This window comes from Amycolatopsis sp. NPDC058986 (genome assembly GCF_042741125.1).
Lineage (GTDB): Bacteria > Actinomycetota > Actinomycetes > Mycobacteriales > Pseudonocardiaceae > Amycolatopsis.
Genome location: NZ_JBHYJW010000013.1, coordinates 159,300 through 184,682, shown reverse-complemented (window position 1 = coordinate 184,682; position 25,383 = coordinate 159,300). Strand labels below are relative to the sequence as shown.

The following is a 25,383-nucleotide window of genomic DNA, read 5'->3' as shown; positions in this document are numbered from 1 at the left end:
CGGCGAGGTCACCTCGGTCGACCAGTCGGTGAACTTCGACGTCGGCGTGCTCAACCACGAGTTCGGCACCACCGCGCACACCGACCACGGTGACTCGGGCGGCCCGGCCTACGACGGCTCGGCCGGGCTCGGCACGCTGTCCGGCGGCGACGGCGTCACCAGCTACTTCTACCCGCTGACACTGGAACTGCAGTCCTACGGGCTGTCCCTGGCCTGATCGCCCACCACGTCGTGGCCTTGCGAGACGTTCTCGCGAGGCCACGACCTTCGTCGGTGTCGAACGCGTCGGAAATGTTCGAGAATAACTCACCTCAGGGCGATCGCGGCCCGTTTCAACGGCGAAACGGACCGCATCTCCTGAGCTGAAGCCATGGCCTCGATCCGAACGCGGGCTCTTCATCCGCGCGATCCGTTTCGCTCATGTTCCGCTCAGGAGGTAAGCATGCGATCGACACGTTCCCGGCTCGGCGTCCTCGGTGTCGCCTCGTTCGGCGCACTGGCACTCGGCATGACCGCCCTGCCCGCGGCGTCCGCCGCGATGACCCCGGCAGCGGTGCTGGACGGCCTCGGCACCGCCACCGGCGGCCACTACCTCGACGACGCGGGCAATTCCGTGGTCACCGTGGTGAACAACGCCGACGCGGCCAAGGTACGGGCCTCCGGTCTGACGGCGAAAGTGGTGCGCTACAGCCTGAACCAGCTCACCCAGGTGAAACAGCGCCTCGACGCCGCCGGCAGCGTGCCCAGCGCGGGCTGGGGTCTCGACATCGCGCACAACCAGGTCGTCGTCGACGTCTACGACGCCACTCCCCAGGCACAGCGGCGGGCTCTGCTCGACACGGTCATCCAGTACGGCGACATGGTGCGCGTCGAGCACCATCCCGGCGCCATGTCCCTGTTCATCAGGGGCGGCGACGAGATCAGCAACGGCCAAGCGGCCTGCTCCAACGGGTTCAACGTGGAGAAGGACGGCCAGAAGCTGTTGCTGTCCGCGGGCCACTGCGAGGTACTCGGCGGCGGCGGGCCGTGGAACGACGGCAAGACCGTCGACGCGGTGTTCCCCACCGAGGACAACATGCTCGTGGAAAACGCGTCGGGCGAAGGACCGAGCGAGATCAACGACGGCACCAAGATCACCTCGTTCGCCGACGCCACGGTCGGCGAGCAGATGAAGCGGGCAGGGCGGACGTCCGGCGTGACCTCGGGCAAGGTCACCAAGGTCGACTACACCTTCGAAGCCGAGGGCTACACCGTCTACCACGAGTTCTGCACGACCGCGCACTCCGACCACGGTGACTCGGGCGGCCCGGCCTACGACGGCGGAAAGGGCCTCGGCACCCTCTCCGGCGGCGACACCCAGACGTCGTGCTTCTTCCCGACGACGCTGTCCGCCAAGCGATACGGCGTGACCCTTCCCCAGTCCTGAGTCCACAGAGGACCCAGGTGCCGGTAAGGCCACCTTGAGGGCGTCCAACGCCGCAAGGTGGCCTTACCGGCACTGCGCGCCCGCGGGCTGTCACATTCGCCGTCGCGGCGGGCTCATCCGGGAGAGCCTGGGTGATGGGATGGTGTGATCGATGAACGAGAACGAGTGGCTGGCCGAGCGGTTCGAGCAGCACCGGCCCCGGCTGCGGGCGGTGGCCTATCGCATGCTCGGCTCGCCGGCCGAGGCGGAGGACGCCGTGCAGGACGCCTGGCTGCGGCTACGCCGGTCCGACGCCGGGGAGATCGACAATCTGGGTGGCTGGTTGACCACGGTCGTCGCCAGGGAGTGCCTGCACGCGCTGCGGTCGCGGCGGCGCCGCCGGGAGGCCCCGTTCGACACGCACCTGCCCGATCTGGTGGTCGTTCCGGACGGTGACCTCGATCCGGAGCAGGAGGCGCTGCTGGCCGACTCGGTCGGCCTCGCACTGCTCGTCGTGCTCGACCGGCTCACTCCGGCCGAACGGCTCGCGTTCGTGCTGCACGACATGTTCGAGCTGCCCTTCGACGACATCGCGGGCATCGTGGGCCGCACGCCGGCGGCCACCCGGCAGCTCGCCAGCCGGGCACGACGCCGGGTGAGCGGTGCCGAAATCCCCGAAGCGGACCCCGATCTGACGCGCCAGCGGAAGGTCGTCAACGCCTTCTACGCGGCCGCGCGCTCCGGCGGTTTCGACGCCCTCGTCCAGATCCTCGATCCCGACGTCGTCCTGTGCACCGACTTCGGTGCCGGTCGCCCGCCGACCGTCGTCCGGGGCGCGGCGACCGTGGCAGGGCAGGCTCAGGCTCCGCGCGGCGGGCAACTGCGTCCCGCTCTGGTCAACGGCATGATCGGCGCGGTGATCACCCAGGACGGGCAGCCGTTCTCCGTCATGGCCTTCACCGTCGCGGGCGACCGGATCGTCCGGATCGACGTCCTCCGCGACCCCGGCCGCGTCCGCCGCCTCGCCGCCGCGGTACTCGACCAGCCCGGGTGGTGAACGCCGGGCCCGGCGCGCGTGACACGCCGGGCCCGGGCCTCACCAGTACTTGGCCGACGGCCGGATCTCGACCGCGCCGCCGAGTCTCGCCTGCGGGACACGAGCCGCGAGGGCGATCGCGGCGTCGAGGTCCTCGGCCTCGACCACCGCGAACCCGCCGACCGCGTTTTCGCCGTCCAGGTACGGCCCCTGGGTGGTGACGGCCGAACCGTTTTCCACCCGCACCGTCGTCGCGTCCGCGGGCAGCCCCATCGGCGGAGCGCCCTTCCAGTTCTCCATCGCGCTGAGCGCGGCCCAGTCCGCGTAAGCCGCCTTCACGTCCTCGTCGGAAACCGTCTCGGCCTGCGGCGTACCCGGCAACGGATAGCTTCCCTGGTGAATGACCAGTACGAACTGCATCGTCGTCCTCCTCATCGGCTTGGTGTGCTCGGCGCACACACCCATGAGCCCGGACGACGCGACGATGTGACCGCCGGGGACGCGGATTCTTCGATCAGCGGACGTCGCGGCACGGCGGCGTGTAGCCGTCGATGCGCAGCCCGCGGAAGTCGAGCGTGTTCGGGGTCTTGCCGACGAAGACCAGGCCGCGTGCCTCGCGCAGCGCCGACGCGAACGAGTAAGACGGCTTGCCCAGCTCGGGCAGCCAGGTCCACGCGTCGGGCGCGAAGCCGAAGAACTTCGTCACGAGCTTCCCGCCCGTCGACGGCACCTTCGTGAGCCACTTGTCGCCGCCGCTCCAGTGCGAAGCCGGGCGCAACTGCACGTAGAGATCGTCGGTCGCGCTGTAGGTCAGCCAGAAACCGGACGACGCCGAAAGGTCGGCCTGCGCCTCGAACCGATTGCCGAGCCAGACGACGATCACATGCCACTCGGCCTTGAGGAACACCACTTTGGCCGCATAACGGTCGCCTTCGCGCACGAGCAGGCTCCCGGTGGCCGGTACAGTGGTGCCCTCGCCGCTGGCAAGCCATTGCTGCAACCGGTCGATCGACGGCGTCGCGCACTCACCGCAGCGCCCGGCCGTCACGGTGTTCGCGTGGGCGACGGTTGTCGTCCCGCTGAGCGAAACCACCAGCGCGAGCGCGAAAGCCACGCGCCTCCAGCGGAAAATGTTCCTCGCACGACCGTGTTCCGAACCTACGCGCATTCGAGGGAAATTAGCACAGATCGAGGGACGTCGTAAGGGACGAAAACCTTGTCATCATGGTGTTTTCGCCCGGCGAACCGAGCGACGCCCTGTCGCGAACGCTCCGTTCGAGACGATCAACGTCCCGGACGGAGCGTTCGCGGCAAGGGGCCAACGGCATCCCTCGGTCACCTCATGCACTCACGCCGCGGAAGCCACGCAGCCGGAGGCTGTTGCTCACCACGAAAACCGAACTGAACGCCATCGCCGCACCCGCGATCATCGGGTTCAGCAGCCCGGCCGCCGCGAGCGGCAACGCCGCGACGTTGTAGGCGAACGCCCAGAACAGGTTTCCCTTGATGGTGCGCAATGTCCGGCGGGACAGGCGGATCGCGTCGGCGGCCGCGCGCAGGTCACCGCGGACCAGCGTGAGATCGCTCGCTTCGATGGCCACGTCGGTGCCGGTGCCCATGGCCAGGCCGAGATCGGCCCGCGCGAGCGCGGCGGCGTCGTTCACCCCGTCCCCGACCATGGCCACGACCTTGCCCTCGGCCTGCATTCTCCGCACGACGTCCACCTTGTCCTTCGGCAGGACTTCCGCGATCACCTCGTCGATTCCGACCTCGGCGGCGACGGTCCTGGCGACGGCTTCGTTGTCCCCGGTCAGCAACACCGGGGTCAGCCCCAGTTCACGGAACCGGACGACGGCGTCCGCCGAGGTCGGTTTCACCGTGTCCGCGACGACCAGTACCGCACGCGCCTCGCCGTCCCAGCCCACCGCGACCGCGGTGCGGCCCCGCGCCTCGGCGTCGGCCTTCGCCCGCGCGAGGCCGGCGGGCAGCTGCTGGCTCCACTCCTCGAGCAACGCCGTCCTGCCGGCCAGAACCGCCCGTCCGTCCACAATGCCCTGTACGCCGAGACCCTCGATGTTGGTGAAGCCCTCGACCTCGGGCAGTTCCCCGGTCCGCTCGCGGGCACCGCGGGCGATGGCTTGCGCGATCGGGTGTTCCGACGCGTTCTCCAGTGCACCGGCCAACCGCAGCACCTCGTGCCGCGCAACGCCTTCGGCCAGGTGAACGTCCACAAGGGACATCTGACCGGTGGTGACGGTGCCGGTCTTGTCGAGCACGATCGTGTCGACGCGCCGGGTCGACTCCAGCACCTCCGGCCCCTTGATCAGGATGCCGAGCTGGGCACCGCGGCCGGTACCGACCAGCAACGCCGTCGGCGTCGCCAGCCCGAGCGCGCAGGGGCAGGCGATGATCAGCACCGCGACCCCGGCGGTGAAGGCCGCCGACACCGTTCCGCCGGCGCCGAGCCAGAACGCCAGCGTCCCGGCGGCCAGCGCGATCACGATCGGTACGAAGATCGCCGAGACCCGGTCGGCCAGCCGCTGCACCTGTGCCTTACCGGTCTGCGCGTCCTCGACGAGCTTGGCCATCCGCGCCAGCTGGGTGTCCGAACCGACCCGGGTCGCGCGCACGACCAGGCGGCCGCCGGCGTTGACCGTCGCCCCGGTCACCGCGTCGCCCGGCCGGACCTCGACCGGCACCGACTCGCCGGTCAGCATGCTCGCGTCGACCGCGGAACCGCCTTCCTCGACGACCCCGTCGGTGGCGATCTTCTCGCCGGGCCGGACCACGAACCGGTCCCCCGCCGCCAGCTGGTCGATGGGGACACGGTGTTCCCGGCCGTCACGCAGGACCGCGACGTCCTTCGCGCCCAGCTCCAGCAGGGCGCGCAAGGCCGCTCCGGCCCGGCGCTTCGACCGCGCCTCGAAGTACCGCCCGGCAAGGATGAACGTGGTCACCCCGGCGGCGACCTCGAGGTAGATGCTGCCGTCGCCGGACATCCGCTCGATGGTCAGCTCGAACGGGTGGGTCATCCCCGGCACGCCCGCGCTGCCGAACAGCAACGCGTAGAGCGACCACAGGAACGCGGCCAGCGTGCCGAGCGAGATCAGCGTGTCCATGGTCGCCGCGCCGTGCCGCAGGTTCGCCCACGCCGCCCGGTGGAACGGCCAGGCCGCCCACACGATCACCGGCGCGGCCAGCACCAGCGAAATCCACTGCCAGTAGGTGAACTGCAGCGCGGGCACCATGGCCATCGCGATCACCGGCACCGAGAGCACCGCCGAGCCGATCAGCCGCTGTCGCAGGGATCGCGTCGGATCGTCTTCGGCGGACTCACTTTCGGCGGACTGTTCAGCGCTTTTCGGCGTCGGCAGCGTCGCGGTGTAGCCCGCGGCTTCGACCTGCTGGACGAGCTGCTCGGGTTGGACGCCGTCGGCGTAGACGACCTTGGCCTTCTCGGTGGCGTAGTTGACCGTCGCGGTGACGCCGTCCAGCTTGTTGAGCTTCTTTTCGATGCGCATCGCGCAGGAAGCGCAGGTCATCCCGCTGATCGCCAGTTCGATCTCACCAGTGGGACCGGCCAAGGACGCGGTCATCGAACTCTCCTTCCCGCTCATGGCTTCAGCGCTGTCCGCTGTGGACGGTGAACTCCGCGGTGCGGACCGTTCCGGCGTGCTGGAAGTCCAGGAACAGCCGGTAGGTTCCGGCCGACGGCGTCTCGGCGTGGAACGTGATGCCGGGGCCCGCCGGGGTTGTGCCGTCCCCGGGCGCGCCGTCGGGATGGACGTGGAGGTAGGCGAGGTCGCCGCCGCGCAACGCGACCAGGTGCCCGTAGGCGCCGAGGTAGGGCTGCAGGTCGGTGACGGGGCGGCCGTCCTTGCGCACGGTCAGCGTCACCTTCGACGGCTGTCCCGGGATCAGGTCGCCGTCAAGGCGCACCTGGTAACCGTCCACTGAGGACTCACGCGACGGCTGCCGCTCGACCGGCCGGAAGTCGCCGGGTACCGCCAGATCGACGCCGAGGGTCATGCTCTCCCCGCCGGTCGGCGTGAAGTCGGCGAAGGCCCGGTAGCTGCCCGCCGACGGCAGGTCCAGCGGAACGGACCAGGTCCCGTCGGCGGCGAGTTCGGGATGCACGTGCCGGAAGACCGCGGTGTCCCGGCGGGTCACGATCAGGTGCAGCCGCTTGTCGTGCGCCACGTCGAACGCGGTGACCGGGCGGCCGTCGGGTCCGGTGATGCGGAAGGTGAAGGGCTCGGTGGTTCCCGGTGCGAGCGTCGTGGTGGTGGGCGTGAGGGTGTAGCCGCCCCTGGACGACGCCAGCCCGCCGGGCTGGTCGGAACGCGTGGCCTCCGCGACGGTGCCGCTGTGAGCGTCCCCGTGCCCGGTGTCCTCGCCACCGTGCGCTCCGGTGCGGCCGGGAGTACCGGCGGCACCGGCGAAGGGACCGACGGCCGCGCCGAGTGCCCAGGCGCCACCGGCGACCAGGACGAGCGCCGCACCGTAGGCGGAGAGCTTCGCTGCTGTGTTCATGTCTTCCTCAGCGGGGCATCGCCCGCAGGTAGGGGAACTGCCGCCGGGTCAGGCGGCGAGCTCGTATCCGGCTTCTTCGACCGCGGCGCGCACTTCGGCGAGCGCGGGTTCCCGGGTGCTGCTCACGGTGACCGCGCCGGTGGCCAGGTCGACGGCGACGTCGGTGACGCCCTCGATGGCGCCGACCTCGTCGGTCACCGCGCGGACGCAGTGGCCGCAGGTCATGCCGGTGACGGTGTAGGTGGTGGTCCCTGCCATGACTGGCTCCTTCTCGTACTCGATGTCGTTCCCGGGGTGCCCGACTTCGCTGGTCAGCACATGCCCGGCACCTCCCGTCCTCATACCCCCTAGGGGTACCCGACAGAGAGGACACTATGCCCGGGGACACGCGTTGCGCAAGTACCCCCAGGGGGTAGCCACGTGCACTAGGTCACAACGCGACTGCCACCCCTGAATGCCGTGAAGGCCCCCTTACCGGCGCTGGACGTCGGCAAGGGGGCCTTCACGGCACGGGGGAACCTCGGCGCGCTCGCGCCCGCGGATCAGCGCGAACGCAGCCAGTCGCGGTAGTGCGTCTTGGCCAGCGGCGTGCCCGTGGGCGTGGTGAGTACGTTTCCCTTGGCAGCGGAGAACAATCCGGCGGATTCGTCGGTGACGACGGTGCGACGGTCGCCGGTCTCGGCCAGGGTGAGGCGGCCCAGCTCGTCGAGCGGGAAGACCTCGGGGCCGCCGATGTCGCGGACACCCCGCAACGGAGCGCCGACAGCGGTCTCGGCGACCGCGGCGGCGACCTCGGCGGAGGCGATGGGCTGGATCGGCGTGGCAGGCAGGCGCACGACGTCGCCGTCGGTGCCCGCGTCCAGCACCGCCGGGACGAACTCCATGAACTGGGTGGCGCGCACGATCGAGAAGGGAACCGGCCCGGCCTGGATCAGGTTCTCCTGCAGGGTCTTGGCGCGGTAGTAGGCGACGTCGGGCACCTGGTCGACGCCGACGATGGACAGGGCGACGAAGTGCTCGACGCCCGCCTTCGCGCCCGCGGACAGCTCGTTGGTGACCGTCGTGCGGAAGAAGTCGATCGCGGCTTCGTCGAAGGTCGGCGAGTTGGTCAGGTCCACCACGACCTGGGCGCCGCGCACCGCGTCGTCGAGCCCTTCACCGGTGAGCAGGTCGACACCGGTGGACAGCGAATGCGCCGTGGTGTCGTGGCCCGCGTCCGCGAGCTTCCGCGCCACCTGGGAACCGATGAGGCCGGTGCCGATCACCGCGATCTTCATGAGGAGCTCCTTGACTCGGATTCATTGTGTCCGAGTTCGAAGCTTACTCGGACACCTGTTGTCCGAGTCAAGCCCGCTGGTTAGGCTGGACGCGTGAAGGTGTCCGGTGGTGTCGAAACGGCGTTGCACTGCTGCGTGGTGCTGACGGCGGCGGCCGAACCGGTACCCGCGGTCCGCTTGGCCGAACTGCACGGGGTTTCGGCCACCTACCTGGCCAAGCAGTTGCAGGCGCTGTCGCGGGCCCAGCTCGTCCGGTCCGCGCAGGGGAAGGCCGGTGGGTACGTGCTGACGCGTTCCCCCTGGGAGATCACGGTTCTCGACGTCGTCGAGGCCGTCGAAGGCCCCCAGCCGACGTTCGTGTGCACGGAGATCCGGCAGCGGGGCCCGATGGCGGCGCCGCCGGAGGCGTGCACCGCGCCGTGCGCGATCACCCGCACGATGATCGCCGCCGACCGGGCCTGGCGCGCCGCGCTGCGCGAGGTGACGATCGCCGACCTGGGCCGCATGGTCGGCGAGGACTACGAAGGCGACGTGCTGGGCCAGATCGGCACCTGGCTCGCGACCGGCTCCGGCTGAATTCGTCCACAAAGGACAGCAGATGTCGTCGGGACCGCATCGATGAGCAGCGAGACCTCCCGTAGCCGGAGCCGGTTGTTTCCCTTGTACGCCGCCGGGTTCGTCACCGCGTTCGGCGCGCACAGCATCGCCGCAGGCCTCGGTGGGTACACCGAAGCCGAACGCGCGTCGCTGTTGACCCTCGGCTTTTTGCTGGCGATCTACGACAGCGCCGAGGTGGTACTCAAACCACTGTTCGGCGCACTGGCCGACCGCGTCGGCCCACGACCGGTTCTCCTCGGCGGCCTGCTCGCCTTCGCCGTCGCGTCCGCCGCGTTCGTCGTCGCCGGGGATCCGGCGCTGGTCGGCCTCGCCCGGCTGGGCCAAGGCGCGGCGGCCGCGGCCTTCTCGCCCGCCGCGGGCGCACTGGTCGCCCGGCTCTCACCGCACAACCGGCGCGGCCGGGCCTTCGGCGGGTACGGCGCGTGGAAGGGACTCGGCTACGCCCTCGGGCCCCTCCTCGGCGGAATCCTGATCACCCTGGGCGGATACTCGCTGCTGTTCCTCGCACTGGCCGCGCTCGCCGCCGCGGTCGCGGTCTGGGCCGTACTGGCCGTTCCCGTGGCCGCACCGTTGCCCCGGACCCGGCAGACGCTGCTCGACCTGGCCCGCCGGCTGAGCGCCGGTGGTTTTCTGCGGCCGACCCTCGCGCTGGCCGGTGCGACCGCCGCGCTCGCCGTCGGCGTCGGTTTCCTGCCCGTAGCGGGGGCAGGCCACGGACTCGGCCCCTTGGCCACCGGCGCGATCGTGTCCCTGCTGGCCGCCTGCGCGGCCCTGGTCCAGCCCTGGAGCGGACGTGCCCGCGACGCGGGCCGGATCCGCGACGGGGCAGGCATGGCCGCAGGCCTCGCCCTCGCCGCAGCGGGTATGACGCTCGCCGCGGCACTGCCTGGCGTGGCAGGGCTCGTCATCGCCGCCGTCGCGATCGGAACCGGCACCGGACTGGTCACCCCGATCGGATTCGCCCATCTCGCGGCGAGCACCCCGCCCGAACGGCTCGGGCAGACCATGGGCGCCGCCGAAGTCGGCCGCGAACTCGGTGACGCGGGCGGCCCGCTTCTCGTCGGCGCGATCGCGGTCGCCACCACCCTCGGCCTCGGGCTGACCGGCCTGGCGATCGTGCTGGTCGTGAGCGCGGTCCTCGTCATCTGTTCGAGGTGACCGGGCCGGCGAGCAGGATCGGCACGGTCAGCAGCGCGACCGCGACCCACGGCAACGCCATGGGCACTGTCTCGAGAACGATCCCGCCGGCCAGCGCGCCTCCGGCCACCGCGCCGTTCCAGCTCGCGATGGTGAGCGACTGCGCGGTGTCGGCGCGGCGTCCGGCGAGCAGGGCGGTGACCGCTTGGAACGACGTCGGCGCGCCGCCGAAGGCGAGTCCCCACAACGCCGTCGCCGCGAGGAGGACGCCGGGGCCGCGTCCGCCGACGGCGAGCACGGCGAGACAGCAGGCGGCGGTCGCCGCGCACGACAGCAGCACGGCGCGGGGATGCCGGTCGAGCGCGAGCCCGACGAGCCACAAACCGGCCACTGTGGACAGTCCGAACAACAGCAGCCCGGCGCTGAGCAGCCCGGCGTGCCCGTGCCCGGCGTAGAACGGGCCGAGGTAGGTGTAGAAGATGTTGTGCGCCAAGGAGAACGCGATCACCAGGACCAGAAGCGGACGCAGCCCCGGAGTCCGCAGGACGCCACGGAGCCGCGTCCGGCCACCGATCGGCTCCCCCGGTAGCGGCGGAACGACCACCGAGATCCACCAGAGCAGCGGCAGCGCGATGAGCGCCATGACGACGAACACCCAGCGCCAGCCGATGAGCACGCCGAGCGCGGCCCCCGCGGGGACACCGAGCGCGAAGCCCACCGGAGTGCCCGCCATCGCGACGGCGAGCGCGCGGCCGGATCGTTCCACCGGGACGAGCCGCATGGCGTAGTTCGCGACGAGCGACCACAGGACGCCGGTGACCGCGCCGGAGACCACCCGCGCCGCGAGGACGAGCGCGAACCACGGGGACAGCGCGATGACCGCGTTGGTCACCACGAACCCGGTGACGAGCGCGAGCAGAAGTGTCTTGCGGGGCACCCGGGTCGTGGCCGCGGTCAGCGGTACCGCGGTGAGCGCGGTGGTGATCGCGTACACCGTCACGAGCTGTCCGGTGACCGCGGGCGCGACCCCGAGATCGGCGGACGCCGGGAGCAGGATCCCGGCGGGCACGACCTCGGTCAGGCAGCCGAGGAACACCGAGGTCGCGAGCGCGAGAAGGGCGCCAAGCGGCAGGCCGGTGGCGCGGCCGGGTGGCGCGGCGAGGTTCATGGTCGAGTCTCCAACCGTCGTCCCGGCCGCGAGCCCTAGGCCGTATGGAGCAGGAGGTTGTGCGATCCGGTACCGGGATCGGCGACCTTGTCCTTCGACGCGGCGGCCTTGAGTGCCGCGTCGAGCGCGTCCGGCTTGGCGTCGGGATGCGCGGACAGGTACATCGCGGCGACACCGGCCGCCTCCGCCGACGCGATCGACGTACCCGACACGGTGGTGCAGCCGGTGTCGCTCCGGTTGTCCGCGGTCCTGATGTCCTTGCCCGGCGCGTAGAGATCCACGCAGCCACCGAAGTTCGACGACGGCACCCGGCGATCGGCCGCGTCCGTCGCGCCGACGGTGATCCCGGTGGTCTGCCGTGCCGGGGTGGTGCCGCAGGCGTCGGCACCGGCGTTGCCCGCCGCCGTGGTGTAGGCGAGCCCGAGCTGGGTCATCTTGTAGAGCTGGATGTCGATGACCGTGCCGCCGGGACCGGCGAAGCTGAGGTTGAGCAGCGCCGGGCGTTTCGCGTTGAGGTTCACCCAATCCAACGCGGACAGGATCTGTTCGGACGTCCCGGTGCCGTCGCAGCCGAGCGTCCGCACCGATTCGATCGACGCCTCCTTCGCGACGCCGAAGTGGTGCCCGCCGATGGTGGCGGCGACCCGTGTGCCGTGCCCGTTGCAGTCGGCGCCGCTACGGTTCTGGCCGGGCTCGACGGCGTCGAAGGCCGCGTGCGCGCGACCGCCGAAGTCGCGGTGGCTGGTCCGGACGCCGGTGTCGAGCACGTAGACGTGCACGTCCGAGGCCGTGTTCGGGTAGGCGTAGCTGTGATCGAGCGGGAGGTCCGGCTGGTCGATGCGATCCTGTCCCCAGGACGGCGGATCGTTCTGCGTGCCCGCCGCGGTGTAGGTCTGGTTGGCGCCGACGGTGCTGACCGCGGTGTCGGTGAGGTACTTCGTGTGCTGCGCCTCGGTCAGGTCGATGGAGAACGCCTGCGAAACGGAGTAGTAGACGCGGCGGAGCGTGCCGCCGTACTTCGCGATCATCGCGTTCGCGGCGGTGGTGACCTTGTCCTTGTCCGCGGCCATCGGCTTCAGCCGCACGATGTACACCGACGTGGCCTCGGCGGGGGTGCTCGCGGCGGCCGTGGCGGGCGGAACCGCGGCCACCGCGGTGAAACAGACCGCCAGCACGGCGGCCCTTGTCTTGCGATTCATGGGAAACCCTTCGCGGAGAGGGACGGATCGCCGCCGGCGCCGACGAGCCCCGGCGGCGGTGCGTCAGAGACCGTTCAGCCAGGTGCGCAGGTCGGCGGGGCCGCTGCCGGAGTCGAAGCCGACGACCCTGCTGCCCTTCTCCTGCCCGTCCCTGATGTCGATGAGCGTCGGGATGTACTCGATGCTGTACTTGTCCGCGATGTCCTTGTTCTGCCCGCTGTTGCTCAGGTCGACCTTCGCCCAGATCCACTTCCCGTTGTCGGCCTTGTGGTACTTCTCCAGATAGGGAGCCATTTCCTGGCACGGGCCGCACCAGGTGGCGTAGAAGTCGAGCACCACCGGTTTGGTCTTCGACATCTCCATGACCTGGTCGTAGTTGGCCGAGGTCACGTCGATGACGGTGTCGTCCTGCGTCGTGACGGCCACGCGCTCCGCCGCGATCGCGGGCGTCATCGTGCTGCAGCCGAGCAGCGCCGCGGCCGCCGCGACGGCGGCCGCGAGCACGGATATTCTCGTTCCCATTTTCCTTCTCCTCCTATTCGGTGCTGTCACCGGAAACCGGCGCCGGACGCGCCGCCGTCGGGGTGCCGGACTCGGTCCGGTACCCGGCGTCCACCCAGTCCTCGATGCCCTCGCGGTACTTGCGGACGCTGGTGTAGCCGAGTTCGCGCAGGCGAACGCCGACGAATTCGCTGTTGCGGCAAGGAGTGTTGGCGCAGTAGACGACGATCGCGGCGGACTTGTCCGGAAGCACGTCCGGCGCGTGCGCGTCGGTGAACTCCGCCGCGCGTTCGTACGGGAAGCCGGGAATGTTGCGGGCGCCGGGCAGGTGTTCCCGTTCGTAGTAGGCGACGGGCATCGTGTCGACCACGATCACCGCGCCCTCGTCCATCGCGCGCTTGAGTTCTTCACGCCCGATCAGTGGAAGCATGTCCGTTCCTCCCTGTGTCCGGCGGCGGGCCGGGAAGAGCCGGCTCGCCGCGAAGTAACCGGCGAAGGCCACGATCACCGAGTTGATCGCGGGAATACCGAAGTCGAAGAAAACCGCGCACGCCGTCCCGAGCGCCCAGCTGACGAGCGCCGAGGGCACCCAGTCCCGATGCGGGCCCGGCACCGAACCGCGTTCCCGCAAGGCGTCGAGCACGGGGCGGCAGCGGCGAACGACGAAGTACTCCGCGATGAGCACCCCGGCGACCGGCGGCGTGAGCACGCCGACCGCGGTCAGGAAGCCCGCGAAGTCGTCGGCGATCCCGAACGCGGACGCCGCGGTGCCGAGCACACCCAGCACCAGGACCACGCGGACGCGGCCGACCTTGCGGCCGAACAGCACGTCGACGACGTTGACCAGGCCCAGCGAGGACGAGTAGAGGTTCCAGTCGTTGATCTTGAAGATCGCGGTGGCGAGCACCAGGGTGCCCAGCACGCCCGACGAGGAGGTGACGATGCCGACGATGTCGGCCGACTTCGTGGCGTGAGCCAGCAGCACCCCGATCAGCCCGATGAGGTACTCGCCGAGCGTCACGCCGAGCAGCGTCTGCTTGACCACGTCGCCCGGGGTGCGGTTGAACCGGGTCATGTCCGGGGTCATCAGCGCGCCGAGGATGAACGCACCGGAGACCAGCGTGGTCGCCGCGCCGAGCGAAAGCGGTGGGCCCGGCGGCGGGCCGGAGACCAGTGACCCGAGCGAATGGCTGCTCAGTGTGTCCACAATGGAGTATCCGGCGAGGACGAGGAACGCGGGCACGGTCAGATAGCCGACCCAGGCCATGAGGCGGAAACCGTACACGGTGATGGTGGTGATCGCGACGCCGCCGAGCACGGCCCACACCCATTCCGGCACCGTCCCGCCGAGCGCGTGCATGCCGTGCGCGAACACGCCGTTCTGCACGCCGAACCAGCCCGCGAGGCTCAGCGCCACGAGCAGCCCGACGAGCGCGGATCCCTTCCGGCCGAACCCGGCCCAGCGGGCGAGGACGGATGTGGACAGTCCCTCGCGGACCCCGGCGATGCCGAGCAGCACGGTGATGACCTCGAGCAGCACCGAACCGATCGTGATCGCCAGCACGGCCTGCCAGAACGTCATGCCGTACCCGAGCATCGCGCCGACGATGAACTGCTGGAACGAGGAGACCTGCCCGAAACGCTGCACCGCGACCGACGGCCACGACCGGCGGGCGTGCGCCGGGACCCGCGTCAACGAGTAGTCGTCATGACGGTTCGTCATCGGCCCGCCGCCTCCAGCACCGGCTCTCGCACGACCAGGAACCCCTGCCCGGGATTCGGCCGGAAAGCGAATTCCCCGTCGAAGAACCTCTGCAGAAAGGGCACCCGCTGGTGATAGACGAACATCGATCCGGCGTTCCCGGTGATCAGCCCCGATGCCGCGAACAACGGGAGTTCGGCGAGAAAGTAGCGGACCGCGAGCCGCAGTGTTCCGGCATTCGGCACGTCGCCCATTTTTCCCTGCAGGACCCAGGTCGAAGCGCTGTGGCAGGCGGAACGGAAACCCTGGTCGGTTTCGAAGTGTTTCCCCACCTCGTGCGCGACGCTACGGTAGGCTGGCATCTCCCATAGCCGTGCCATGCCGAGGATCCGGCTCGCCGGATCGGGCACGCCGAGCGTGGTCAACGCGGTGGTGATCTTGTTGTGCACGTGACAGGACTGGCGATGCGCTTTCTGCTTCGCCCGCGCCGGTGAATAACCGAGTGCTTCGAGCGTGTAGGCCGTGACCTCGTCCGGCACGAAGAAATGGAAGTCGTCGAAATTGCCCGCCGTCCACGCGGCGAGCCGGACCAGCCGTTCCGAGGTGAAATAACCGTTGAACGGACTCACGCCGACACAGGCGTGTGGTGCGCCCGGAAACAGCCGGGCACAGCCGGAAGACAGCGGACTCGCGTCGAACATGAGAGATTTCCACCTTTCCTGGTCCGGTTTCCCCGGTGGCCGCGAGTGGATGTGCCTACTGTCGCCGTGGCCCGGTGGGACGGCTAATGCCAGCGGGTTATGCCTTCGCGGTCTCGCGAGCGCCGGACTTCGGAAAGAGGATTTCCTACTTTGGTAGGGGTGGCGATCACACTTTCGCCGGTGCACCCGCGGGTACTCCTGCCATACGGTGATCAGTCGTGGAGCTGGAACTGAAGCATTTACGCCACCTCCAGGTTGTCGCGAAAGCGGGCAGCCTCAATCGCGCCGCTGCCCAGCTGGTACTCCCGCAGCCCGCGCTCAGCCGGGAACTGCGGAGAATCGAGGAGCTGCTCGGCCAGGCGTTGTTCGAACGCGACCGCACCGGCGTCCGTCCCACCCCGTTCGGGCGGCTCATCCTCGATTACGCGGACGGGATTCTCGCCCGCACGGCGAGAATCGGCACCGATCTGGCACAGCGGTGCGCGCAGCGCGCCAGGGCGTTGCGGGTCGGCTGGTCGGCGACCGCGCTGGCCGGGCCCCTGCTCGACGCCTTGGACACCACCGGCACCGGCGACCAGGCGGAGATCAGGACGGCCGGGTCGACCGCGGAGATCCTCAGCTGGTTCGAGCGCGGTGAACTCGATCTCGCGGTGCTGTCCGAACAGTGCGAGGTGACGACGCCCGCGAACACCGGCCGGATCGACCTCGCCGACGACCCGCTGCTCGTGATGCTCCCCGACTGGCATCCCCTCGCGTCGAGACACTCGGTCCGCCTCGCCGAACTGGAACACGAGCGGTGGATCTCGTCGACGGGGCCCGACCGCTGCCGCGAGTTCCTCGCGCGTGTCTGCCACCCTTTCGGCTTTTCCCCGCTCATCGCGCACCATGTCCCGGTCTCCGGCCCCCGCGACGAAATCGTCCGCTATCAGGGCGACGTCACTCTCATCCAGACACTGCGTCCCCTCGCGCCCGGCGTGGTGCACCGGCCGATCTCGGACCTGCTGATGCGGACCAGCCATTTCCTGCTCTACCGCGAGGACAGCCCGATCGCCTCGCGGGCCGGCCTGCTGGCCGGGGTGATTCTCGACGCCTACCGGGACAGCCGCGGACGGCACAGCGGCCCGCACGTGTTTCCCGCACCACTGCGACGGCTCGCCGCGCGCACGAACTGACCCGTGCCGGAGCGGGAGTGGACATCGAGCTGCGGCAGCTGAAGATCCTCACCGCCGTCGCCGAGACCGGGAGCGTCGCGGCGGCCGCCGTCCTGCTCGGCACCACGCAGGCGAAGCTCGAGGTGCGGATCCAGCGGCTGGAACGCATGGTGGGCGCCGAACTGCTGACCGAAGGCCCCGCGGGAACGACGTTCACGGAAGCGGGCGAGGTGCTGCTCGAACACGCCGCGGTGGTGCTGCCGCAGTTCGACCGCATGCTCGCCGCCGCGCGGGCGGGCGGCCACGCGCCGCCGGACCGCATCCGGATCGGCGCGGTGGCGACACCCGTCCTGCCCCGGCTCGTCCGGGAACTCGGTTCGCTGCGGCCCGGCGCCGAACTGTCGATGCTGATCGACGAACCGGGCACGGAGCTGGCCGAGGCGGTGAAGCGCGACGAACTGGACCTCGTCGTGCTGCGGCAGAACACGGACAGCGCTTCCCTGCCCGCCCCGCTCGCCTGGTCGTCGGTGGCCACCGAGCCGCTCGTCGTCGGCATTCCGCGGGGGCACGCACTCGGCACTCCGGACTCGGTACCGCCCTCCGCGTTGTCCGGCCATCCGTGCGTCCTGCTCGATCAAGCCGTCCAGCCGCTGACGCGCGCGGTGCTCGCGGCGTGTGCCGAACCGCGATTCCGCTACGTCACCAGTGAATGGGCCGCACTCTGCCTCGGCCACGGCGCGGGTATCCCGACCGTGACCTCGCCACCGAGGACTCCGATGCCGGACACCGTCTATCGCCCGCTGCGCTGCGCGGCGACGACGTCGACACTCGTACTCGCCTGGGTCCCCGGCGGACCGGTCGGCGGCTGCGCACTCCGTGTCAGCGAAGTGGCGGGCCAGGCACATTCCGCGTACCTGCGTGCGCTCACCACCTGCCCGTGAACCTTGCTGGCGCTGCTCGCGCGTCGTTGATAATCTCGATTACGGTAGTAATCTGGATTATCGTTCTGGGGGACGTCATGATCGGACTCGTCGCGGACCGGCTGAGCGGACTGCCGGACATGGACCGGATCTGCACCGTCGACGAACTCGAGGCCGCGCTCGCCACGCTCGCGGACGACCACCCCGAGGTCTGCCGCCTCCGCCGGATCGGCACCTCCCGGCTCGGTGATCCGCTGCGGATGCTCTCGGTGGGCCACGGTCCCCGGCACGCGCTGATCGTCGGCGGCCCGCACCCCAACGAACCCCTCGGCCTGCTCACCGTGCTGCACCTGGCACGGCTCGTGACCGAAGACCCCGCGCTGCGCGACGAGGCGGGCTACAGCTGGCATTTCGTGCCCTGTCTCGACCCGGACGCGACGCGCATGAACGAGGACTGGTTCGGCGGTCCGTACACGATCCGCCACTACCACCGGAACTTCTTCCGCCCGGCCCTCACCGACCAGCCGGAGTGGACTTTCCCCGTTCTGGACGAGCAGGCGTATTTCGACCGGATGCTGCCCGAGACCCAGGCGCTGGCCAGGGTCATCGACGAGCTCCGCCCGGTTTTCCAGTACTCGCTGCACAATGCCGATTTCGGCGGGGTGTTCTTCATCCTCAGCCAGGACGTGCCCGGCGTGGCGGACGACCTCGCCGAGGTCGCGCGGGCCGGAAATGTCCCGCTGTCACTGGGTCCGATCGACACACTCGGCTGGCCCACCGCCGCGCCGGCGGTATACCTGATGCCGTCCGCACGTGAGCTGGCCGCCGCCACCGCGCGTCCGGACGGATCCGCGCGTCTCGGCGGCTCCAGTTCGCACTACGCCGAGCGGCACGGGACGACCACGCTGGTCACCGAGGTACCGCTGTGGCGCGACCCGCGTGCCGCCGATCCCTCGGCGAGCGGGCGTGCTTACGCCGACGTGTTGCGCGAGAACGCCGCACAACTCGAAGCGGACGCCCGTGCGCTCGGCGCGGTGTACCAACGGGTGTCGCCCCGGCTGACGATTTCCTCGCCGATGCGCCCGGCCATTGCCGACACTCTGGAGCACAGCTCGTCGCTGGCGTCCGCCTACGACAAGATGGCCGGCGCCGTCGCGGGACGAGAGGCGACGGTCGCCGAATCCTTCGCCGCGCACTGTGTCGTGCACATGGTGCGGCTGCGGTGTGCGGGTCTGTTACACCGCCAACTCGGCGTCGAGCAGGCGGCGGGCAACCAGCCGTCGGTACTGCGAGCCGCCACGGAAGACGCCTCCGGCCTCCTCGACCGTTGGTGCGCGGACGCCGAGCACGCCCTGCGCGCCGATCCCTTCCCCCTGCGTGACGTGGTCGCGGTCCAGATCGGCGCCGCGCTCGCGACGGTGCGGCGCCTCGACGACGTCGCCGGTGCCGGCCGGTGAAACGTGCCGAATCACGGCAGCGCAACAACACCGCGCTGATCGAGGCCGCGCTCGCCGAGATGGCCGCACACGGCTACCGGGCCGCGCGGCTGGAAGACATCGCCGCCAGGGCGGGCCTGACCACAGGCGCGGTGTACTCCCGATTCGGCGGAAAGCGCCAGTTGCTCCTGGCCACCGTCGAGCACCTGGCGCGGCTCCTGCGAGACCGCCTCGCCGAGCTGACCGAACAGGACCTGACCCTCCACGAAGCACTTCGGGGCTACGCCCTCGTCACCTATCGGCTCGCCCTCGACGAGAACGCCGCCCACTGGTACGCCTTCGAAGTCGACGCGGCCGGTTTGGCCGCGCACGACGAAGAACTCGCCGACGCCATCGCCACGCAGGCGAGCGAGATCACCGCTCTCCTCACCCGGCTGCTCACCGGCCGCGTCATCGCCCCCGGGCGCACCCCCGTCCGCCGCACCACCCCCGCGCAGGCGGCACGCCTCACCCCCGCCGTCCGCGCCCTCACCATCGGCCTTGCCCAGCAAGCGATCCGCGATCCGGACGCCGTCGCCGAGCGCTACGCGGCCGATGCCACCGCCGCCCTCGCGCACCTGCTCGATCCGTGAACCACCGGACCGTCCGGTCCGAAGTGGACGGACTGGCCGGCACGAGGTGCGAAACGTGCCGGCCAGTCTCGTCCCCGCGACGTCGTCGACCAGCGTGACCATCCAGGGAACCGCGCGCCGGGACCGGAAGTCGGGCACGACCACGCCGCCGAGCTATTGGTCCGCCGATATTCCCGTCGTTCTCCCGAAAACGCGCAGGCTCGCATCACGATCGACACCGCGGTGCCTCTTCCCCCTCGATACTTCGCCACCCGGTCACGGCACCGACCGAAGACGACGCTCCCTTTGTCCGGAATTCGAACTTTGCCCGGAACCAGAAGTTCTCCGCCCCGGTGACAACGATGGTGCCACCGGCCTCGCGGGACCGGCAATGGCGACAGGCCGTCCCGGACAGACCCGGCTGTCCGCACTGGTCAGGCGAGTGCCCGGACATTGTTACGGACAGGCTATTGCCACTGCGCGCCGAATGCCGCGAGCATGGAGACGTGGAGGATACGGGCATTCACCCGGATGCCGCTCGCGACGCCGCCGAGTTCGTTTGCCTGCTGGGAAAGATCAAGGAACGATCCGGATATACCTATCGGCAGCTAGAAAAGCGTGCGGCCGACGCCGGCGAATTCCTGCCCCGCAGCACACTCGCGGGTGCGCTGCAGAAGAACGTGTTGCCGAGCCCGCAGACGGTGGCCGCGTTCATCCGCGCCTGCGAGGGCGACGAGCGGGTCGGGGCCTGGATCGCGGCGCGCAACCGGATCGAGGCGAATACGCCAGGGCTGCCCGCGGCGGAGGCAAACCCGGATCCCCGGCGCGTTCTCGCCGCCGATCCGGTGAGTGCCCGCACCCCGCCCGCCGACCCCGGCCCGGCGAGGCGCGCGGTACCCCGCCAGCTGCCCGCCGCACCCCGCCCGTTCGTCGGCAGGCTCGGCGAACTCGCCCATCTCGACTCCGCGCTGGAGGAATACCCGGACGGCACCGGGACCGTCATCCGGGCGATCGGCGGTCCCGGCGGCATCGGCAAGACCTGGCTCGCGTTGTGGTGGGCCCATCAGCACCTCGACCGGTTCCCGGACGGTCAGCTGTACGTCAACCTGCGTGGTTTCGACGCGGTGGACGAACCGATGGAACCGGACCTGGCCGTCCGGGGTTTTCTGGACGCGCTGGGTGTCCACCACGACGCCCTGCCCGCGGAGTTCGAGGCGCAGGTGGGCCTGTACCGCAGCCTGGTCGCCGACAAGCGGCTGCTGGTGGTCCTCGACAACGCCAGGGACAGGGCCCAGATCACCCCGCTGCTGCCGGGCGGGCGGGCCTGCACGGTGCTGATCACCAGCCGCCACCGGCTCACCAGCCTCGTCACCACGCACGGAGCCCGGCTGCTCGACCTCGGCGTCCTGCCCGAGCAGGAGGCCAAGAGGCTGCTCGGCCGCCACCTGGGCGTCGACCGGCTCGCCGCGGAACCCGGCGCGGTCACCGAATTGCTGACGTACTGCGCGGGACTGCCGCTGGCACTCGGCATCGTGGCCACCCGGGCCGGCACGCACAGTGACTTCCCGCTGGCGACGCTGGTGCGGGAACTGCGGGACACCTCCGCGCGGCTCGACGCGCTGGACACCGGCGACCTGACCGCGAACGTCCGGGCCGTGCTCTCCTGCTCCTATCGCGCACTGCGGCACGAGGCAGCGGACACGTTCCGGTTCCTGGGCCTGGTGCCCGGACCGGACATCGGCGTGCTCGCCGCCTCCTCCCTCACCGCGCGCCCGGCCGACCGGACCCGCGTCATCCTGCGGGAGCTGGAGAACGCGAGCCTGCTGCAGCAGCATCTCCCCGGTCGCTACCGGATGCACGACCTCATCCGGCTGGACGCCGCGGGCCAGGCAGGCCAGGACCTCACCGAAGCCGCCCGCGACGAAGCACTGCGCCGCTTGGCCGACTTCTACCTGCACACCGCCTTCGCGGGCCAGCAGCTGCTGGATCCGCACCGCCCATCGGCCCGGCTCCGGCACCGCGCGGCGGGCTGCGTCGCGCAGCCTCTCGAGGATCGGGCGGCCGCGCTGGACTGGTTCACCGCCGAACACGCCAATCTGCTCGCCATCCAGAACACCGCCGAGGCAAGGAACTGGCCCACGCTGGTCTGGCAGCTGGCCTGGGTCCTGTCCACCTATCTGTGGCGCCGCGGCCGCCTGCACGACGATCTCGCGGTATGGCGCGCCGGCCTGGCCGCGGCGACCCGCATCGAGGACGTCACCTGCCTGGTGCGGGCACGTCAACGGCTGGGCAACGCCTGCGCGCGGCTGGGCTTGCACACCGAGGCACTCGAACACCTCCAGGAGGCACTCGCGCTCACCGAACGAGCGGGCGACCACTCCGAACAGGCCTACACCCACCGCATCTTCGCGCGCGCCTGGGAACACCAGGGGGACGACGCACGCGCGCTGGAACACGCGCGCAACGCCCTCCACCTGTTCCGCACCGCGGGCAACCCGTTCGGCCAGGCGCGCGCGCTCAACGACGTCGGCTGGCACCAGGCCCGGCTGGGCCACGGCGAGCAGGCCCGCACCCACTGCACGGCCGCGCTGGCGATCGCCAGGCACCACGACTATCCCGAGGGCGAAGCGGCCATTTTGGACAGTCTCGGGTACATCGCCCACCATGCCGGCCGGCACCACCAGGCGCTGCACTACTACCTGCAGTCCCTGAGCGTGTACCGCAAACTCGGCCACGCCTACGAGGAGGCCGACACCCTCGAATGGCTCGCCCACACCCACCACGCCCTCGATCAGCGCGAACCGGCGCACAGCGCGTACCAACAGGCCTTGGAGCTGTACCAGACGCAGAACCGCGCCGGGGACGCCGAACGCACCCGCCATCACCTGACCCTTCTCAAGCGGTGACTCGCTTCGGCGGTGTTGCACGGCTGACGTGAGCTGAAGGGGACTTTCGTCGCGTCCAGCGCGCCGAAAGTCCCCTTCACGACACAGGAGTCCACAAAGGACGCTACGAATCCGGACGCACGCGGCGGGTAGCGCGGGTTGCGACAAGGGCGTCCCTCGGCGGTTCGCGCGGCTGAGGCACATGGCTCGGCAGCACCTCGCGAACGACGCGTTCGCGACGATCAACCTGGCCCCAGCGGCGTTCGGATGACGTGAAGGCGGCGTGCCACATACACTAAATTGTCCTTTGTGGACTATGTGCGGCGAAGGAACCCTTCGGTGCGTTGGAGGCTACGAAAGGCCCCTTCACGGCCTTCGAGGTTCCTCGCAGCGTGTGACTTGCGCGGTGAAAGTCGCCTGCTGGCTCGGGAGATTCATGCGTGATGACGCCCTGCTGCGGAACGAGGCGGCTTTGCTCCCCTCGCGTAGGAGTGAAGGTCCCCCTCGGGGCATAGCCGGCCGGCGAATCCAGGATCAACGTCCCAAACGGAACGTTCGCGACACCGCAAGCTCGTCATCCTTTGCGGACTACGGCGCCCTGAGCGTCCCTCGGTCCGGGCGGAGCGAAGCGTTATTCGCTTGTCGCCCCTCGGGCACCTAGCCGATGATGGCGGTCATGGCGACCCGACGAGCCGACATGTTCACCGAGGACGGCAGACCGTCCCCCGACGACCCGCGCGAAGACCGGGCGAGGCTGGGTGACGAACGCACCACGCTGACCGAGTCCCTGCGCTGTCAACGGCTCACCCTGGAAATGAAATGCGCGGGCCTCGACGCGGAAGCGATGGCACGGCGCTCCATCGCGCCCTCGACGATGTCGCTCCTGGGGCTCGTGCGACATCTGGCCGAGGTGGAGCGCGCGACGTTCCGGGTGCTGATGGCGGGGCAGGACGTATCCCGGCTGTTCTGTTCCGCCGCCGAACCGGACGGCGATTTCGACGGCGCCGTTCCCGACCCTCAGATCGTCGCGCAGGCGTGGGACGCGTGGCGTGCCGAGGTGGACTTCGCCACGCGCTTCGTGGCCGACGCGCCCAGCCTCGACATCACCGGTGACGATCCCTTGAACCGGCACGGCAGCGGTGGCGGCGCGATGTCGCTGCGCGAGGTCCTGGTCAGCATGATCGAGGAGTACGCCCGCCATCTGGGGCACGTCGATCTGTTGCGCGAACGGATCGACGGCCGCACCGGCCAGTAGATCCATCCCCGGCTCACGGCAGCGTACCGAGTCCGGCGGTCACCGTCTTCCGCGTTGTCACGAACGACAGCACAGAAGCGGCGACGGCGTCGGCCTGGTCCCGGATCTCCGGAATGGCGGTGGATTCCCAGAGCGTGCCGACCCGTGGTGCGCCCAGCGTCCACAAAGGAGTGTCGGGACCGGTGCGGGCGAGCACACGCCCGTCGGCAGCGGTGTCGATACCCAGCCCGTGCGGGCCCGGCATCGCGAGCCCGTCCGCGAACAGACTCGGCACCAGTTTCCCGCCCGCACGCAGATCCAGCTTCGGCCCGGTGCAGTTGACGACGAGGCCGACGCGCAGCACCTGTCCGTCCGACAGCGCGACGAGCAGCCCGCCGGCGTCCTCCACCGCTCCGGTGACCTCTCCGGTGTGCAGGCGCAGACGGCCGTCCCGCCGGATCCTCCGCAGCCGATGGGCGACCACCGGCGCCATCCGGTGGCGCAGAACGTTCCAGTACCGCGACTTCTCGGCGAGAAAACGCTCCTGCTCGGCAACGGAGAACCCACGCCAGAGTGCCGAAGCGACCGGGCGGAGGCAGTCCACCGCCGACCGCCAGCTCCGCCCGCCGGACACCGCGCGCCACACCTCGTCGGGCCCCAAACCGGCGAGGTTCGGTGCGACGACCGGAGCCCCGGGCCGCGACGCGTGCGCACGGGGCAGCAAACCCGTACGGGACACCGCATGGAGTGTCCGATCCGGACGGTCGAGCTGGATGGCGAGGTCGACCATGGTCAGCCCGGTTCCGACGAACAGCACGTCCCCGTCCGAGGAGAATCCCCCGTCGCGCGCCCACGGATCGGCGACGAACCGGGGCGACTCCCGGAGGTGTCGCGGCGCCCAGCCGCAGTCCGGGGCGCAGGGCCCGACGGCGAGCACGGCCGCCGACGCGGCGAGCGTCGCACCGGACGCCAGCTCCAGTGTCACGCCCGCCTCGGACCGCTCCAGCCGCACGACTCGCTCACGCGCATAGTCCCAGTGCGCGCCGCTACGCCGAGCGGTCGAATCGAGCAAAGCGCCGAGATAGTCCCCGAAGTGGCGGCGCGGCAGGAACTCGCCGGGCCCCACCGGCCGCCTGAGCCGTTCACTGCTCCAGCGCACGAAACCGCTGGGGTCGGCGGGATCCGCGCCGAGTTTGCCCGCGGGCGTGTTGAGCAGGTGTTTCGGCTCAGGTGTCCGGTAGGCCGTCCCGTGCCCGACCTCGGCGGCCGGATCGATGAGGACCGGATCGATCCGGCGCCGGGCCCGCGCGGCCGCGTCCAGCAGCCGGACGGCGGTCAGCACCCCGGCCGGGCCGGCGCCGACTATCGCGACGGTCGATTCCGGCGGCCTCATCTCGCCTCGGCCACCCAAAGTTCTTCGGCGCGTGCTTTCAGCGCGCGGGCCACGGCGTCGAATCCGGCTTTGACCCATTGCCCGGTCTGGTCGAGGACCGCTTCCGCGTACTTGCCGCTGAAGGTGTCCGTGGTGCGGTAGCCGCACCGGGCCGGCCCGAGCGGTTCGATCCACTGGTCGCGGAAGGCGAAGATGCCGGGCAGTTCGTCGCCGGTGTCGTACCGCAGATGACGCGGCGGGTCGACGACGCGAATGTACTCGCGGTTGACGAACGTACCCGCCGAGCCGTCCCTGTTGGGCAACGTCAGGTCGATCGCCTCGCCGACGCGCAGCGTGGTGTCCACCTTGACGGTGTACGGATTCCACTCGGGATAACGCGGATAGTCGATCAGCACGTCCCAGACGAACTCCGCGGGCGCGCCGATCTCGACCGTGACGGACTCGACAACATTACTCATGCGATCGACTCGCTCCGC

Annotated in this window: 23 protein-coding genes and 1 pseudogene; 11 read left to right on the top strand and 13 right to left on the bottom strand. The window is 70.3% G+C overall.

Annotated elements, in window-relative coordinates:
- The 3 genes and pseudogenes from ACFW0G_RS14880 to ACFW0G_RS14870 all read left to right on the top strand — a co-directional run.
- Nucleotides 1-217, top strand: a pseudogene (locus ACFW0G_RS14880) (S1 family peptidase); the annotation flags it as partial.
- A gap of 225 nt (nt 218-442) precedes the next feature.
- Nucleotides 443-1,426 carry a S1 family peptidase gene (locus ACFW0G_RS14875; RefSeq protein ID WP_378325727.1) on the top strand — a complete coding sequence of 328 codons (984 nt, stop codon included), beginning with the start codon at nt 443-445 and terminating at the stop codon, nt 1,424-1,426.
- A 151-nt stretch (nt 1,427-1,577) separates the two neighbouring features.
- A complete protein-coding gene (locus ACFW0G_RS14870; RefSeq protein ID WP_378325726.1) occupies nt 1,578-2,462 on the top strand; it encodes a sigma-70 family RNA polymerase sigma factor in 885 nt (294 codons plus the stop codon).
- Nucleotides 2,463-2,501: 39 nt separating this feature from the next.
- On the opposite strand, the gene ACFW0G_RS14865 is transcribed toward ACFW0G_RS14870, so the two are convergent.
- From ACFW0G_RS14865 to ACFW0G_RS14840, 6 genes are all read right to left on the bottom strand, one after another.
- On the bottom strand, nt 2,502-2,861 hold the full coding sequence (locus tag ACFW0G_RS14865; protein ID WP_378325725.1) for a YciI family protein: 360 nt from the start codon (nt 2,859-2,861) through the stop codon (nt 2,502-2,504).
- A gap of 94 nt (nt 2,862-2,955) precedes the next feature.
- Entirely contained in the window at nt 2,956-3,534 is a 579-nt protein-coding gene (locus ACFW0G_RS14860; protein ID WP_378325731.1) for a hypothetical protein, read from the bottom strand.
- Nucleotides 3,535-3,781: 247 nt separating this feature from the next.
- Nucleotides 3,782-6,037: a heavy metal translocating P-type ATPase gene (locus ACFW0G_RS14855; RefSeq protein ID WP_378325724.1), complete on the bottom strand. Its 2,256-nt coding sequence runs from the start codon at nt 6,035-6,037 to the stop codon at nt 3,782-3,784.
- A 25-nt stretch (nt 6,038-6,062) separates the two neighbouring features.
- Nucleotides 6,063-6,974, bottom strand: coding sequence for a hypothetical protein (locus ACFW0G_RS14850; protein WP_378325723.1), 912 nt, complete (start codon nt 6,972-6,974; stop codon nt 6,063-6,065).
- A 48-nt stretch (nt 6,975-7,022) separates the two neighbouring features.
- Nucleotides 7,023-7,232 carry a heavy-metal-associated domain-containing protein gene (locus tag ACFW0G_RS14845; RefSeq protein ID WP_378325722.1) on the bottom strand — a complete coding sequence of 70 codons (210 nt, stop codon included), beginning with the start codon at nt 7,230-7,232 and terminating at the stop codon, nt 7,023-7,025.
- A 284-nt stretch (nt 7,233-7,516) separates the two neighbouring features.
- Nucleotides 7,517-8,251 (bottom strand): SDR family oxidoreductase, encoded by a 735-nt coding sequence (locus ACFW0G_RS14840; RefSeq protein WP_378325721.1) that lies wholly within the window; start codon nt 8,249-8,251, stop codon nt 7,517-7,519.
- Between the two features lie 93 nt (nt 8,252-8,344).
- On the opposite strand from ACFW0G_RS14840, the gene ACFW0G_RS14835 reads away from it, so the two are divergent.
- Entirely contained in the window at nt 8,345-8,827 is a 483-nt protein-coding gene (locus ACFW0G_RS14835; protein ID WP_378325720.1) for an RrF2 family transcriptional regulator, read from the top strand.
- A 42-nt stretch (nt 8,828-8,869) separates the two neighbouring features.
- Entirely contained in the window at nt 8,870-10,027 is a 1,158-nt protein-coding gene (locus tag ACFW0G_RS14830) for an MFS transporter (protein WP_378325719.1), read from the top strand.
- Here ACFW0G_RS14830 and ACFW0G_RS14825 read toward each other — a convergent pair.
- The 5 genes from ACFW0G_RS14825 to ACFW0G_RS14805 all read right to left on the bottom strand — a co-directional run bounded on the left by ACFW0G_RS14825 (nt 10,011) and on the right by ACFW0G_RS14805 (nt 15,277).
- Nucleotides 10,011-11,174, bottom strand: coding sequence for an MFS transporter (locus tag ACFW0G_RS14825; protein ID WP_378325717.1), 1,164 nt, complete (start codon nt 11,172-11,174; stop codon nt 10,011-10,013). The two genes, ACFW0G_RS14830 and ACFW0G_RS14825, sit on opposite strands and share 17 nt — an antisense overlap.
- 35 nt (nt 11,175-11,209) lie before the next feature.
- On the bottom strand, nt 11,210-12,373 hold the full coding sequence (locus tag ACFW0G_RS14820) for a S8 family peptidase (protein ID WP_378325716.1): 1,164 nt from the start codon (nt 12,371-12,373) through the stop codon (nt 11,210-11,212).
- Between the two features lie 63 nt (nt 12,374-12,436).
- The gene (locus tag ACFW0G_RS14815; protein WP_378325714.1) at nt 12,437-12,895 is read right to left on the bottom strand and encodes a thioredoxin family protein; all 459 of its coding nucleotides are present in this window, start codon (nt 12,893-12,895) and stop codon (nt 12,437-12,439) included.
- 13 nt (nt 12,896-12,908) lie between these two features.
- Nucleotides 12,909-14,597: a cytosine permease gene (locus ACFW0G_RS14810; protein WP_378325712.1), complete on the bottom strand. Its 1,689-nt coding sequence runs from the start codon at nt 14,595-14,597 to the stop codon at nt 12,909-12,911.
- On the bottom strand, nt 14,594-15,277 hold the full coding sequence (locus tag ACFW0G_RS14805; RefSeq protein ID WP_378325710.1) for a tRNA-dependent cyclodipeptide synthase: 684 nt from the start codon (nt 15,275-15,277) through the stop codon (nt 14,594-14,596). The genes ACFW0G_RS14810 and ACFW0G_RS14805 overlap by 4 nt, the downstream gene beginning before the upstream one ends.
- A 218-nt stretch (nt 15,278-15,495) precedes the next feature.
- On the opposite strand from ACFW0G_RS14805, the gene ACFW0G_RS14800 reads away from it, so the two are divergent.
- From ACFW0G_RS14800 to ACFW0G_RS14775, 6 genes are all read left to right on the top strand, one after another.
- The gene (locus ACFW0G_RS14800; protein WP_378325709.1) at nt 15,496-16,449 is read left to right on the top strand and encodes a LysR family transcriptional regulator; all 954 of its coding nucleotides are present in this window, start codon (nt 15,496-15,498) and stop codon (nt 16,447-16,449) included.
- A gap of 17 nt (nt 16,450-16,466) precedes the next feature.
- On the top strand, nt 16,467-17,369 hold the full coding sequence (locus ACFW0G_RS14795; RefSeq protein ID WP_378325708.1) for a LysR substrate-binding domain-containing protein: 903 nt from the start codon (nt 16,467-16,469) through the stop codon (nt 17,367-17,369).
- Between the two features lie 77 nt (nt 17,370-17,446).
- Nucleotides 17,447-18,805, top strand: a complete 1,359-nt coding sequence (locus ACFW0G_RS14790) for a M14 family zinc carboxypeptidase (RefSeq protein ID WP_378325706.1) — start codon at nt 17,447-17,449, stop codon at nt 18,803-18,805.
- Complete coding sequence (locus ACFW0G_RS14785) at nt 18,802-19,416, top strand: TetR/AcrR family transcriptional regulator (protein ID WP_378325705.1); 615 nt, start codon at nt 18,802-18,804, stop codon at nt 19,414-19,416. The genes ACFW0G_RS14790 and ACFW0G_RS14785 overlap by 4 nt, the downstream gene beginning before the upstream one ends.
- Nucleotides 19,417-19,901: 485 nt before the next feature.
- Entirely contained in the window at nt 19,902-22,301 is a 2,400-nt protein-coding gene (locus ACFW0G_RS14780; protein ID WP_378325704.1) for an ATP-binding protein, read from the top strand.
- 655 nt (nt 22,302-22,956) lie between these two features.
- Nucleotides 22,957-23,535: a DinB family protein gene (locus ACFW0G_RS14775; protein WP_378325703.1), complete on the top strand. Its 579-nt coding sequence runs from the start codon at nt 22,957-22,959 to the stop codon at nt 23,533-23,535.
- Between the two features lie 13 nt (nt 23,536-23,548).
- On the opposite strand, the gene ACFW0G_RS14770 is transcribed toward ACFW0G_RS14775, so the two are convergent.
- The gene (locus ACFW0G_RS14770; protein ID WP_378325702.1) at nt 23,549-24,907 is read right to left on the bottom strand and encodes an FAD/NAD(P)-binding protein; all 1,359 of its coding nucleotides are present in this window, start codon (nt 24,905-24,907) and stop codon (nt 23,549-23,551) included.
- Complete coding sequence (locus ACFW0G_RS14765; RefSeq protein ID WP_378325701.1) at nt 24,904-25,365, bottom strand: SRPBCC family protein; 462 nt, start codon at nt 25,363-25,365, stop codon at nt 24,904-24,906. Before ACFW0G_RS14765 ends, ACFW0G_RS14770 begins: the two co-directional genes overlap by 4 nt.
- Nucleotides 25,366-25,383: the final 18 nt, after the last annotated feature.

Coding starts and splice junctions, on each gene's coding strand:
- ACFW0G_RS14875 (WP_378325727.1), top strand. CDS start 443: ATGCGATCGACACGTTCCCGGCTCGGCGTCCTCGGTGTCGCCTCGTTC.
- ACFW0G_RS14870 (WP_378325726.1), top strand. CDS start 1,578: ATGAACGAGAACGAGTGGCTGGCCGAGCGGTTCGAGCAGCACCGGCCC.
- ACFW0G_RS14865 (WP_378325725.1), bottom strand. CDS start 2,861: ATGCAGTTCGTACTGGTCATTCACCAGGGAAGCTATCCGTTGCCGGGT.
- ACFW0G_RS14855 (WP_378325724.1), bottom strand. CDS start 6,037: ATGACCGCGTCCTTGGCCGGTCCCACTGGTGAGATCGAACTGGCGATC.
- ACFW0G_RS14850 (WP_378325723.1), bottom strand. CDS start 6,974: ATGAACACAGCAGCGAAGCTCTCCGCCTACGGTGCGGCGCTCGTCCTG.
- ACFW0G_RS14845 (WP_378325722.1), bottom strand. CDS start 7,232: ATGGCAGGGACCACCACCTACACCGTCACCGGCATGACCTGCGGCCAC.
- ACFW0G_RS14840 (WP_378325721.1), bottom strand. CDS start 8,251: ATGAAGATCGCGGTGATCGGCACCGGCCTCATCGGTTCCCAGGTGGCG.
- ACFW0G_RS14830 (WP_378325719.1), top strand. CDS start 8,870: ATGAGCAGCGAGACCTCCCGTAGCCGGAGCCGGTTGTTTCCCTTGTAC.
- ACFW0G_RS14825 (WP_378325717.1), bottom strand. CDS start 11,174: ATGAACCTCGCCGCGCCACCCGGCCGCGCCACCGGCCTGCCGCTTGGC.
- ACFW0G_RS14820 (WP_378325716.1), bottom strand. CDS start 12,373: ATGAATCGCAAGACAAGGGCCGCCGTGCTGGCGGTCTGTTTCACCGCG.
- ACFW0G_RS14815 (WP_378325714.1), bottom strand. CDS start 12,895: ATGGGAACGAGAATATCCGTGCTCGCGGCCGCCGTCGCGGCGGCCGCG.
- ACFW0G_RS14810 (WP_378325712.1), bottom strand. CDS start 14,597: ATGACGAACCGTCATGACGACTACTCGTTGACGCGGGTCCCGGCGCAC.
- ACFW0G_RS14805 (WP_378325710.1), bottom strand. CDS start 15,277: ATGTTCGACGCGAGTCCGCTGTCTTCCGGCTGTGCCCGGCTGTTTCCG.
- ACFW0G_RS14790 (WP_378325706.1), top strand. CDS start 17,447: ATGATCGGACTCGTCGCGGACCGGCTGAGCGGACTGCCGGACATGGAC.
- ACFW0G_RS14775 (WP_378325703.1), top strand. CDS start 22,957: ATGGCGACCCGACGAGCCGACATGTTCACCGAGGACGGCAGACCGTCC.
- ACFW0G_RS14770 (WP_378325702.1), bottom strand. CDS start 24,907: ATGAGGCCGCCGGAATCGACCGTCGCGATAGTCGGCGCCGGCCCGGCC.
- ACFW0G_RS14765 (WP_378325701.1), bottom strand. CDS start 25,365: ATGAGTAATGTTGTCGAGTCCGTCACGGTCGAGATCGGCGCGCCCGCG.